The organism is Pseudomonas sp. S2_F07, from assembly GCF_054668325.1.
The window spans coordinates 1119170-1131538 of sequence record NZ_CP162758.1; the positions used below are offsets into that span (position 1 = coordinate 1119170).

At 60.8% G+C, this 12369-nt stretch carries 10 protein-coding genes and 1 tRNA gene; 7 read left to right on the forward strand and 4 right to left on the reverse strand.

The window, feature by feature from the left end; genetic code table 11:
- Positions 1–124 precede the first annotated feature (124 nt).
- Positions 125–1747, forward strand: a complete 1623-nt coding sequence (locus AB4O40_RS04810; protein WP_460055778.1) for an MFS transporter — start codon at positions 125–127, stop codon at positions 1745–1747.
- 54 nt (positions 1748–1801) lie between these two features.
- Here AB4O40_RS04810 and AB4O40_RS04815 read toward each other — a convergent pair whose 3' ends face one another.
- Positions 1802–2170, reverse strand: coding sequence for a DUF427 domain-containing protein (locus tag AB4O40_RS04815; RefSeq protein WP_008046975.1), 369 nt, complete (start codon positions 2168–2170; stop codon positions 1802–1804).
- 255 nt (positions 2171–2425) lie between these two features.
- Here AB4O40_RS04815 and AB4O40_RS04820 point away from each other — a divergent pair, with 255 nt between their 5' ends.
- From AB4O40_RS04820 to AB4O40_RS04830, 3 genes are all read left to right on the forward strand, one after another.
- Positions 2426–4372: a DNA topoisomerase III gene (locus AB4O40_RS04820; protein ID WP_236709758.1), complete on the forward strand. Its 1947-nt coding sequence runs from the start codon at positions 2426–2428 to the stop codon at positions 4370–4372.
- Between the two features lie 193 nt (positions 4373–4565).
- On the forward strand, positions 4566–5069 hold the full coding sequence (locus AB4O40_RS04825) for a GNAT family N-acetyltransferase (RefSeq protein ID WP_056727858.1): 504 nt from the start codon (positions 4566–4568) through the stop codon (positions 5067–5069).
- A gap of 523 nt (positions 5070–5592) precedes the next feature.
- A complete protein-coding gene (locus AB4O40_RS04830) occupies positions 5593–5922 on the forward strand; it encodes a hypothetical protein (RefSeq protein WP_032829393.1) in 330 nt (109 codons plus the stop codon).
- Positions 5923–6037: 115 nt separating this feature from the next.
- On the opposite strand, the gene AB4O40_RS04835 is transcribed toward AB4O40_RS04830, so the two are convergent.
- Positions 6038–7540, reverse strand: a complete 1503-nt coding sequence (locus AB4O40_RS04835) for an aldehyde dehydrogenase family protein (RefSeq protein WP_460055773.1) — start codon at positions 7538–7540, stop codon at positions 6038–6040.
- A gap of 352 nt (positions 7541–7892) precedes the next feature.
- On the opposite strand from AB4O40_RS04835, the gene AB4O40_RS04840 reads away from it, so the two are divergent.
- Positions 7893–8399: an HvfX family Cu-binding RiPP maturation protein gene (locus AB4O40_RS04840; RefSeq protein WP_056727861.1), complete on the forward strand. Its 507-nt coding sequence runs from the start codon at positions 7893–7895 to the stop codon at positions 8397–8399.
- Positions 8400–8489: 90 nt separating this feature from the next.
- Complete coding sequence (locus AB4O40_RS04845) at positions 8490–9152, forward strand: glutathione S-transferase family protein (protein ID WP_409078755.1); 663 nt, start codon at positions 8490–8492, stop codon at positions 9150–9152.
- A 97-nt stretch (positions 9153–9249) separates the two neighbouring features.
- Here AB4O40_RS04845 and AB4O40_RS04850 read toward each other — a convergent pair.
- Positions 9250–9324 (reverse strand) — tRNA-Gln (locus tag AB4O40_RS04850).
- A 321-nt stretch (positions 9325–9645) separates the two neighbouring features.
- On the opposite strand from AB4O40_RS04850, the gene AB4O40_RS04855 reads away from it, so the two are divergent.
- Complete coding sequence (locus tag AB4O40_RS04855; RefSeq protein WP_056728096.1) at positions 9646–10074, forward strand: hypothetical protein; 429 nt, start codon at positions 9646–9648, stop codon at positions 10072–10074.
- A 105-nt stretch (positions 10075–10179) separates the two neighbouring features.
- On the opposite strand, the gene AB4O40_RS04860 is transcribed toward AB4O40_RS04855, so the two are convergent.
- Positions 10180–12168, reverse strand: a complete 1989-nt coding sequence (locus AB4O40_RS04860; RefSeq protein ID WP_460160134.1) for a peptidase U32 family protein — start codon at positions 12166–12168, stop codon at positions 10180–10182.
- Positions 12169–12369: the final 201 nt, after the last annotated feature.

Here is a 12369-nt window from a genome sequence, read left to right on the forward strand (position 1 = left end):
GCCGCCCGGAGCAAGCCCGCTCCCACAAGGACCGCATTAGATTCACGGACATCGAGCATCACCCCTGCAAGGAACACGCAACACCAGTGGAACAACAAAAACAATCACTGTGAGGGATACCGGTATGTCAGAGAACGTTCAAACCCTGGAGGCCGTGCGCAGCGCGGGCACCAGCCAGGAAACCCAGAAAGTCATCTTCGCCTCGTCCTTGGGGACGGTCTTCGAGTGGTACGACTTTTTCCTCTATGGCGCCCTCGCGGCGGTCATCAGCAAACAGTTTTTCGCCGGGGTCAACGACACCACGGCGTTTATCTTTGCGTTGATGGCCTTCGCCGCCGGCTTCATCGTCCGGCCGTTCGGCGCGCTGGTGTTCGGGCGGTTGGGGGACATGATCGGGCGCAAGTACACCTTCCTCGCCACCATCGTCCTCATGGGCCTGGCGACGTTCTGCGTCGGGCTGCTGCCAACCTACGCCAGCATCGGCATCGCGGCGCCGATCATCCTGGTGGTGCTGCGCATGCTCCAGGGCCTGGCCCTGGGCGGTGAATACGGTGGCGCCGCGACCTATGTCGCCGAGCACGCGCCCATCGGCAAGCGTGGCTTCCACACCAGCTGGATTCAGTCCACCGCGACCCTCGGCCTGCTGCTGTCGCTGCTGGTGGTGCTGGGTTGCCGCTACTTTACCGGCGATCAGTTCGAAGTCTGGGGCTGGCGCATTCCGTTCCTGTTTTCCATCGTGCTGCTGGGCATCTCGACCTGGATTCGCATGAGCCTGCATGAGTCGCCGGCCTTCGTGAAAATGAAAGAAGAAGGCAAGCTTTGCAAACAGCCGATTCGCGACTCCTTCGGCAAATGGGAAAACCTCAAGGTGGTGTTGATCGCCCTGTTCAGCATCAATGCCGGGCAAGCGGTGACCTTCTACGCCGCGCAATTCTATGTGCTGTTCTTCCTCACCCAGTTCCTGAAAATGGACCCGGCGGTGGCCAACGGTCTGCTGATTGTCAGCGTGACCATTGGTGCCCCGTTTTTCATCTTCTTTGGCTGGCTGTCGGACAAGGTCGGGCGTAAACCGGTGCTGATGATCGGCCTGATGCTGGCCACCGCGCTGTACTTCCCGATCTTCAAGACCCTGGCCCACTACGCCAACCCGGCCATCGACCAGGCCAGCCGCCAGGCACCGATCACCGTGATGGCCGACCCCGCCACCTGCACCTTCCAGTTCGACCCGGTGGGCAAGGCGAAATTCGACAGCCCCTGTGACAAGGTCAAGACCTTCCTGGTCAAGCAGGGCCTGCCGTACCAAAGCGCAGCGGCCCCGGCCGGCAGTGGCGTGCAGGTGAGCGTCGGTGACGTGAAGATCGACGGGTTCGACGAAGCCGCCCTGCGCGGTGCCGTGACCCTCGCCGGCTACCCGCAACAGGCGGACATGCAGCAGATCAACAAACCGATGATCGTGGCGCTGATCGTCGCACTGATCATCATCTCCGCGATGTGCTACGGCCCGCTGGCGGCGTTGATGGTCGAACTGTTCCCGACCCGCATCCGCTACACCTCGATGTCCCTGCCCTACCACATTGGCAACGGCTGGTTCGGCGGTTTCCTGCCGACCGTGTCGTTCGCGTTGGTGGTGTACACCGGGGACATCTTCTACGGGCTGTGGTACCCGGTGGTGATCACCGGGGTGAGCCTGGTGGTGGGGATGATTTGTCTGCGTGAGACGCGCAACGTCGATCTCGACAAGAACTGAAGCAATGCCTGACGACGAGGGAGCGGGCTCCCTCGTCGCGGCGATCAGCTCCAATCAAACTTCGGCATCAAGCAGTTCGAACTTCACTTGATCCGGATAGAACGCCAGGTAACCGCGGATTTGCTCCACCGACACCTTGGGGTCTTCGTAACTCCACACCGCGTTGGCGCTTTCATGCCCCGGTACCTGCAGGCTGAAATAGCTGGCATCGCCTTTGTACGGGCAATAACTGGTGTGGTCGGTGCGGGCGAAATACTTCTCGTCGATGTCCTCTCGCGGCACGTAGTACACCGGCGGGTAGTTGGCCTCCAGCAACACCAGGGCCCGCGCCGAGGCGGCCACTTGAATACCGTGAAATCTCACCAGCAGACAGCCAGGCTGCTCGGCGATGGTGATGACAGGACTAGGACCGGAGCTTTTCATGGAAAACGTTCCTCATGACGGTGATGGACCTGCAAATCGATGTGGGAGCGTGGCTGGCCCGCGATGGGCTGCGCAGCAGCCCCAAAACCTGAAACCACGATTTATCAGGTATAACCCAAGTTTTACCCTCGCGACTGCTTCGCAGCCGAACGGGAGCGACACACAAAGCTGTACATCCATACAGATAAAGATTGCTCCATCGCCCGTCAAGCGCCATTCTGTGCAGCCTTGGCACATTGATCGACGATGGTGGTTATGCGGCTGTACCTCTGTGAAAAACCTTCCCAGGCCAAAGACATCGCGGCAGTCCTCGGCGCCCGGCGCCGGGGCGATGGCTGCTGGCTGGGAACGGACGTCACGGTGACCTGGTGCATCGGCCACCTGCTGGAAACCGCACCGCCGGATGCCTACGACGCGCGCTACAAGCGCTGGGTGCTGGCGGACCTGCCGATCATTCCCGAAAAATGGAAAATGACCGTCAAGCCGCGTACCGCCAGCCAGTACAAGGCGGTCAAGCGCCTGCTCGGTGAAGCCTGCGAACTGATCATCGCCACGGACGCCGACCGCGAGGGCGAGATGATCGCCCGGGAACTGGTGGAACATTGCCGCTATCGCGGGCCGATCCGCCGGCTCTGGTTGTCGGCGCTGGACGATGCGTCCATTCGCAAGGCCCTCGCGGCGCTCAAACCGGGGAGCGAGACCTTCAGCCTCTATCACTCGGCGCTGGGGCGTTCCCGGGCCGACTGGCTGATCGGCATGAACATGAGTCGGCTGTTCACCCTGCTGGGGCGCCAGTCCGGCTATCAAGGCGTGTTGCCGGTGGGCCGGGTGCAAACGCCGACCTTGCGCCTGGTGGTGGATCGCGATCGCAGCATTGCCGACTTTGTGCCCGTCCCCTATTGGGCCATCGACGTGCAGTTACAGCACAACGGCACCGCGTTCACTGCGCAATGGCGCGCGCCGTCGCAGCTTTGCGACGATCAGGACCGCTGCCTGAACCAGGCATTGGCGCAACAAGCGGCGGCCGCCATGAGCGGCGCGGCCTGTGCGCGGGTGATCAAGCTGCGCACCGAACGGATGCGCGAAGTGGCCCCGCTGCCGTTCGACCTGGGCACCCTGCAGGAAGTCTGCTCGAAGAAGCTCGGCCTCGGCGCCCAGGAAACCCTGGACATCGCCCAGGCGCTCTACGAAACCCACAAAGTCATCACCTATCCGCGCAGTGATTGCGGCTACTTGCCCATCAGTCAACACAGCGAGGCACCGGCCATTCTGGCGGCACTGCGCCAGGCCGATCCAGCGCTGAACGCCTTGCACGATCATCTTGATCCGCAACGGCGCTCACGGGCCTGGAACGATGCCAAGGTCAGCGCCCACCACGGCATCATCCCCACCGCTGCGGCGAAGAATCTCGACAAGCTGGCGGGCAAACAGCGTGCGGTCTACACCCTGATCCGCGCCCGATACCTGGCGCAGTTCCTGCCCAATCACGAATACGATCGCACCCAGGCCGACTTCGACTGTGCCGGCGAGGCCCTGCGCGCTGTCGGCAAGCAGATCATCGAGCCGGGCTGGAAACGCGCCCTGCCCGAAGCGCTGGCTCCGGCCAAGGGGCGCGAAGCCCCGGCACCGCAGACACTGCCCAACCTGGCCGAAGGCATCGATTGCACAGTGGCCGGCGTGCAATTCAAGGACCTGTGGACGCAACCGCCAAAGCCGTTCACGGAAGGCGACCTGATCAAGGCCATGAAGAATGTCGCCAAACTGGTGAAAGACCCGCTGCTCAAGCAAAAGCTCAAGGACACCACCGGCATCGGCACCGAAGCGACCCGTGCGTCGATCATCCAGGGCCTGCTCGACCGTGGTTACCTGGTCAAGAACGGCAAGGCCCTGGCCGCCACGCCGGCCGCGTTCAGCCTGATCGACGCGGTACCGCGGGCCATCGCCGATCCGGGTACCACGGCGATCTGGGAGCAGGCCCTGGACATGGTGCAAAGCGGCGAAATGAGCCTGGAAGAGTTCGTCACCAAACAGGCCGCCTGGATGAGCAAGCAGGTCAGTCGCTGTGCCGGGCTGAGCCTGACCATCAGCGGCCCACCGCCCGGCGGCTCCGCTGCAGCCCCCTGGAAGAAAAAACGAAAAGGCGCCCCGCGTAAACCAGCAAGCGGCACCAAGCGCAGGGCAAAACCGGCAAGCAAAACCTAGACCTTACAGCGAACCCTGTGGCGAGGGAGCTTGCTCCCGTTGGGCCGCAAAGCGGCCCTTCTCTCCAACAACGTGAATGGGATTGCTGCGCCCGAACGCGGACCGGTCCAGCGGGAGCAAGCTCCCTCGCCACGGATCGTGCGACGCCGGCCATAATCAGTTGTGTCCCTTGGCCGATCAGGAGCCACTTCGAATGCCTTCGATAGAACTGCACGCCGCCCAACGCGATGAACTGGAAACCATCGAGAACCTGATGCAGTTCTACACCTACGACTTCAGCGAATGGTTGCCGCTGAAACTGGGCGAATACGGTTTGTTCAACATCCTGCCCATGCCCGACTACTGGCGAAACCCGGCCACCCGCCCCTTCCTGATCAAGGTCGACGGTGAACTGGCCGGCTTCGTCACCGTGGATAACCAGGTCCATCTACCCGGTGCCGACTACAACATCGGCTATCTGTTTGTCAGCCGACGCTTCCGTGGCCAGGGTGTCGCGCGATTTGTCGTTTCCACCCTCTTGAGTCAATTCCCCGGTCAATGGCAGATTTTCCACATCGAGGCGAACCAGCCAGCACGCCAGTTCTGGGCCGCCGTGATGCCGGGGCTCAACGTTGACGGTTTCACCTTGCATCAGCAGGTGGTTGACCGCTATCCCTGCACTTTTTACCGCTTTGAGTGTCCGTCCCTGTCGTCCTGACCGACACACCTTCGACTCCGCCTGCTAATTCCCAACAGCTTTGTCCGACAATATGTAGTGACTGAAAATATTCACTACAAAACCGTTGACGCCTCCGATTTGCCCTTGCATGATGCAGACGTCTCCCCGATCGGGAGTACAGGCAACACGTTTGAGCAAGCTCGTCTGACCGCCGAGCTGTTTTTCCCGGATACACGCTGCCCACAAGGCAGATTGAAGAAGCTGACCTGGCCTGAACGTCCAGTACAAGGGCGAGAAGACTTGGCGAGCAATCCTCATGAAGCTTGTGGCCGACCTTGAAAACGTCGGCAGTGGCCTTAAGGTTTTCGCCGCTTCTCTTCGTTGTGACGCTATTGCGTAGCAGTTATTCAACACGACTACATGCAACAGACGCAGGACCCCGCCCGATAAGGCGGCCGAACGCTGACGTCCTGGTTTCGGTGCCAGGGATCAACTAACCGATGGGCTACCTGTATTAGCGAATCAACTTTGAAAGATCACCAATTGGTCAAGGGGCTTTATGATGAATCTGAACAATCAACCAACTATCGATGAACTGGCTCGTATCTTCGCTGCAAAGAAAGACAGCCACGACAACCATATTCTCTGGATCAGCAAATGTGGCCAGGTTCATATCGACTGCCTGTCGCCGCACGCCCATGAAGCAGAGTTCGACCAGAACAACCAGAACCTGCTGGCCCGACTGAAGATGTACCGTCGCGGCCAGGGCTATGTCGGCAAGAAGGCCGCAGCCGACAAGGACTTCATCGGTAATGTTCTGCAAACCCTGAAACAGGCCTGGGCCTCGATGCAGAATCAGAACGAAGTTCGGGTGATTGACCGGTTCTACTAATTGAAATGAGTCATTACTGACTTATAGATAAACAAGGCCTGCTCCCGATAAGGAGCAGGCCTTTTTTATGCTGGAACGAAAACCGGATATGGGAGCGAGCCTGCTCCCACAGGGTTTAGCGTTTGACGCCCAGATCGACCTGGGTCATGCGGCTACGAATGGTGAACACACCATCGCCGGAGAGAATCGCACTGCGAGCAAACAGGCGCCCGCTCTCCCAGTTCGAAAGCCCCAGTTCCGGCTTGTTCAGCGCGTACTGGCCGTCGACCCAACGGGTGATGCCATTGCCGACAAAAGGCGCGTTGACCGCGTTGTAGAAACGCTCCTGGACCTCGGCACTGTCACTGATCAAAGACACCGTGAATTGCGGGCTATAACGATTGAACAAGGTAATGGCATCGTCCAGGTCGTCGACAATCTTCAGACTGACTTCCGGGGTTTCTTCCCACTCCCACTCACGACCCAATTGATCTTCCGGCAACGGCTCGGCCTGCGCTTCGCCCTGATAGCCTTCGGCGCGGTACACCTGGACCGTTGCAGCCAGCCAGTCTTGCGGCAGGCACGACTCGCTGCCTTCGACGATGTGCAGCTTGCAGCCCTGCCCCCGTGCGGCGCCGGCCTGCTTGAGCGCGCCCAAGAACAGCGGCACCAGTTCAGCGGCGCGGTCGCGGTGAATCAGGCAGACGTTCAGGGTGTTGCAGACTTTGCGGTCCAGGGAGTTGCGCACCACGGCGGCAAAGCGCGGGGCGTCGGCATCGGTGTTGGCGATCAGCCACGCACCACCGGTGCCGTGCAGGCTGACCGCCGTGCCGGCCTGCTGGGCGATGCTGCCCAACTGGCTGACGGCACGACCCGAACCACGGGCCACCGCCAATGACAGGCGCCGGTCGGCGAACATCGCCCAACCGGCGGCGTGGTTGACACTTTCCACCAGCGATACGGCACCGACCGGCAAGCCGGCGTCACTTAGTGCAGGGTTCAGTGCATGGGTGACGATCGCCTGGGCCGTGCCCAACGCATCACTGCCGATGCGCAGCACGGCGGTGTTGCCGGTGCGCAACACACCGGCCGCGTCAGCAAACACATTCGGACGGCCTTCGAAGACGAACGCGACGATGCCCAACGGCGAGACCACTTGCTCGACCTTCCAGCCATCGTGCTCGACGCAACTGATCACCTTGCCACGGCTGGCCGCCGCATCACGCCAGGCGCGCAGGCCGGCGATCATGTCGCGACGCATGCGCTCATCGGCCAGCAACCGGGTGGTCGAGCGACCGCGCGCCTTGGCCCGTTCGATGTCGGCCAGGTTGGCAGCTTCGATCAAGGCCCAGCATTCCGGGGTTTCCAGGCGTTGGGCAAACAGGTCGAAGAAAGCGCTGATCGCCTGGTCAGACACCGCCGATAGCGCGGTGAATGCCGCCTGGGCGCGCTCGATCGCGACGTTGGCCGCTTGCTGGTCCGCCACGGGGATCAGCAGCAACTCGCCACTGACCTGCTCCACCAGCAGGTGATCACCGGGCTGGAAACGTTGCGCCAGTTCGGGGCTGACGACAGTGACACGATTGCCGGCGAAAGGGATTGGCGTGCCAGCGACTAGACGTTCGAGCGCGAGGGACATGAAGCAGTATCACCATGCAGGGGGCGGCCGGAAAATGTATAGCAATTTCCCTGTGGGAGCGAGCCTGCTCGCGAAGAGGCCTTTCCATCCAACGTCCATCGCGCCTGACACTCCGCCATCGTCGGATCGCTGCCCCGGGCAGGCTCTTTCCCACTGGAGTGGCGGTTACGTATCCCAATGTATACAACCCCGCCCCAGACACACCCCGCACTCAAAACCCCGTCATAACGACACACCGCTGATACACCCCGTTGATGAAATGCGCCTGTCGATTGGCCACGCCGATCAAAGCGCTCAACTCACGGGGCATGTCGTTGCCCCACCTCCCCCGACCTGAAAGAGAGCAACGTCCATGAGCACCTCCATTTCTTCGACCGTCAAAGGCCTGCACCTGAACCTCGACCGTGCCGGCGACTGGGTTGCCCCCCTGGCGTTGCGGGTGTTCCTCGCCTGGGAATTCCTCGAGTCCGGCCTGGAAAAATACAACGGCGAGAACTGGTTCGCCGATATCCAGGCGCGCTTCCCTTTTCCGTTCGACCACCTTCCAGCGACGCTGAACTGGGAACTGTCGATGTGGGCGGAGCTGATCTTCGCCTTGACCTTGCTGGTGGGCCTGGGCACACGTTTTTCGGCGTTGAGCCTGATGGTGGTGACCCTCGTCGCAACTGCCGCCGTGCATTGGCCCGCCGACTGGCACAGCCTCAGTGAACTCGCCCAAGGCTATGCCATCAGCAACAAGGGTTACGGCAACTTCAAGCTGCCCCTGATCTACCTTGTGGCCCTCACGCCGCTGCTGCTGTCGGGCGCCGGCAAGTTCAGCATCGATGCGCTGCTGGCGCGTTTCATCTGGCGTCGCTGAAACGCAAAAAACACCAGAATGGAGCCCCTCGCGCCTTGGCCGATGGCGACGGATAATCAACTGGTTTTCATCTCACCGAGGAATTGAAGGATGCCGCTGACTCTTTATTTCCATCCGCTCTCATCGTTCTGCCACAAAGCGCTCATCGCGCTCTATGAACTGGAAATCGAGTTTGAAAAAAGGATCATCGACCTGGGAGACGAGGCTGACAGGGCCGAGCTACAAGCACTTTGGCCACTCTGCAAATTCCCGGTGATCCGCGATCACGACCGCCAACGGGACGTACCCGAGTCGAGTGTGATCATTGAGTACCTGGACCGGCTTCACCCCGGCCAGGCACATCTGATTCCGGATGATTGGGAAACCGCGCTGGAAGTCCGCCTGTGGGATCGCTTTTTCGACCTGCACGTCCAGGTGCCGATGCAGAAGATCGTCGCTGACCGAATCAATGCCGCAAACGGCGACCTGACCCGCGAACGCGCCGCGCTGTTGACGGCGTACGGCATGCTTGAACGTCAGTTGGCCGCAAACACCTGGGCAGCCAGCGCCGCATTCAGCATGGCCGATTGCGCCGCCGCCCCGGCGCTGTTCTATGCCAGTACCCTCGTGCCGTTTCCCGCCGAACATCGCCACTTGAGTGCTTATTTCGACAGGTTGACCCAAAGGCCCTCGGTCAAGCGGGTGATCGACGAGGCAAGGCCGTACTTTTCCTGGTATCCGTTTGCCGAGGCCATCCCGGAGCGCTTTCGGTAGTGGCGCCAGTGCTAGCGGGGAACGGGAGGCAAAAAACAATGAATCGACGAATAATTACCGTCGGTAGAGTGTTTTCTGATTAGGCAGGAATAAAAAATGGCAGGGGCGGCTGGATTCGAACCAACGCATGGCAGGATCAAAACCTGCTGCCTTACCGCTTGGCGACGCCCCTGTATCTGTTGCAATGAGTGCCTGGCACTCGCTTTCTTGAGTGGCAACAAGACCTGTTGCCTGCCTGCACGACTGGTTCCCTGAGGACCGCTGCAAGAGTGGGCGCAAATTTACCAACTTTTCCTTCATCTGGGAAGCCCAAACAAAAAAAATTGTTTATTAAAACAGACGCTTAGTGTCGAGCCGAATCTCGGGGTGCTATCGGCGCACATTCACCCCGAACAGCTCTGCTACGCTTTTGCTTACTCGAATTGAATCGGGAATCGTTTATGCAACACCCTTCCCTTGCCATTTGAGGGCGCCAAAAGTGAAAGGCAAATTACTGGGGGCCGCTGCAACCCTTCTGGTACTCGGGGCCGCGATTTATGGGTTGAACACCTGGGAGCACATCCAGGACCAGCGACAGGAAGCAGTCTGCAAGGCCGCCCGGGAGCATCTCAATAGCCTGGAAACCCAGGCGCGAGCCCTGGCCTCCGGGTTGTCGGTCGAAGCCTATGCCGAAGCCGAAAAAGCCGAGGCCGGCCAGTTGGTCATGGCACTCGATACCGCCAGGAATGAAGCCGAGGTCGATGCCGTCATCGACAAGCACGCCGCTGCCATCGAGGCGCAGATATCGGCCGAGGACGCTGAGGTCCAGTCCCGAGGCGAACAACCTTTCCTCGGTCAGGAACTGAAAAAGCAACGCATCCCCACCGACGTCAAACAGGAATTCAAACGCGCTGAAAAGGCCGTCGCCGACACCTGCGGATAGTGTCGACCGCCAGCTCCACGCTTGTCGCCAGCGTCCAGACTTCAGCAAAAGCAGGTTTCAAGCAGGAACAGCTGAGTGCGCCGTTGCGACGCACTCGCCTGCCACTCAGTGCGGCGCGCGCGGGATGGTCTTGAGCAGGTCTTCGGGGCTGATGTGACCGACCACGCTGCCCGGTTGCGGCAAGTTGAGGATATGGCCCTTCATCTTGCCGATGATGTGCATCTCGCAAGGCTTGCAGTCGAACTTCAGCGTCAACACTTCATCGCCGTGGATCAGCTGCATCGGCGCAACCTTGGTGCGCACGCCAGTCACGCCCTTGGCCTGTTTCGGGCACAGGTTGAAGGAGAAACGCAGGCAATGCTTGGTGATCATCACCGGCACCTCGCCGGTTTCCTCGTGGGCCTCGTAGGCCGCGTCGATCAGCTTGACGCCATGGCGGTGATAGAAGTCCCGGGCTTTCTGGTTGTAGACGTTGGCCAGGAACGACAGATGCGAATCCGGGTACACCGGCGGCGGCGTGGTCTCGGCCTTGCGGCTGCCACGCGGGTGGGCGGCGATCCGCGCCTCGGTCAAGGCTTCAATCACTTCACGGCGCAAGGCCTTGAGCTGCGAGTTCGGGATGAAGTACGCCTGCGGCGCGTCCAGCTTGATATCGATGGCGTGGTACTGCGTGGTACCCAGTTGGCCGAGCAGATCCTGCAATTGCTCCAGCGCCTGTTCCGGCTTGTTGGCGGCGCCGAACGGGCCAGCCGGGGTGACGCTGGCGCTGATGCCCTCTTCGCTGGTAGCGGTCAGTTCCAACTGGTCTTCACGCAGGCGAGCGACCCAGTTCAGGGCGATGCGACGCTCGGCTGAGGTCTTTTGCAGCGCCTGTTGCCAGTTGTGATCGAGATTGCGATTCAGCGGGTGATTGGGGCGCAGTTTGTACATCCCCTCCGGCATCTCGTTGGGCTCGACGCGATAGCGATAGCGCTTCTCGCCGTCCTCCTCGAACTCGCCCTTGGGTTCGGCGATGTTGGCGCGGAAACCCACCACTTCGCGCTTGACCAGCACGTTGAGACCGTCGCCGTTGGACAGCGGCTCGTGCGTCACGACCTGCATGTCACGCTTGGCGACTTTCTCGACCACACCCACTGGCAGACCGGTGAAGGTCGGCGAGTCAAAGGCGCCGATATCGATCTTGCGGTCAGTGACGAAGTAATCGGTGCTGCCACGGTGGAAGGTTTTTTCCGGGTCGGGCAGGAAGAAGTGCGCGGTGCGGCCGCTGGATGCGCGGGCCAGGTCCGGGCGGTCTTCGAGCACGGCGTCGAGGCGCTGGCGGTAGTAGGCGGTGATGTTTTTCACATAGCCCATGTCCTTGTAGCGGCCCTCGATCTTGAACGAACGCACGCCGGCCTCGACCAGGGCGCGGATGTTGGCGCTCTGGTTGTTGTCCTTCATCGACAGCAGGTGCTTTTCGTAAGCGATCACCCCGCCCTTTTCGTCCTTGAGGGTGTACGGCAGACGGCAGGCCTGGGAGCAGTCGCCACGGTTGGCGCTGCGCCCGGTTTGCGCGTGGGAAATGTTGCACTGACCGGAAAACGCCACGCACAACGCGCCATGGATAAAGAACTCGATGGCCGCGTCGGTTTCGTCGGCGATGGCGCGGATCTCCTGGAGATTCAGCTCGCGGGCCAGCACCAATTGTGAGAACCCGGCCTGATCGAGGAACTTCGCCCGCTCCAGGGTACGGATGTCGGTCTGGGTACTGGCATGCAGTTCGATCGGCGGAATGTCCAGTTCCATCACCCCCAGGTCCTGGACGATCAGCGCATCGACGCCAGCGTCGTACAACTGGTGGATCAGCTTGCGCGCCGGCTCCAGTTCGTTGTCGTGCAGGATGGTATTGATGGTGGTGAACACCCGGGCGTGGTAGCGACGGGCGAACTCCACCAATTGGGCGATATCGCTCACTTCGTTGCAGGCATTGTGGCGGGCGCCGAAGCTCGGGCCACCGATGTAGATGGCATCGGCGCCATGCAAGATGGCCTCGCGGGCAATGGCGACATCGCGGGCAGGGCTGAGCAATTCCAGGTGATGTTTGGGCAAAGACATAATTTTTTTAGTCAGGCTTGTCACGGTCGAGGCGTGCATTGTAGCGGCGAAACGCCTGACCGGCACCCGAATGCTGCCGGGTGGTGTTTTGGCGGAGCGGGACATGTGCCCATTTCCGGATTCAACAAATAACTACTGTGGGAGCGGGCTTGCCCGCGATTGCGCAATTTCAGTCGACATCAATGCCGACTGACACTCCGT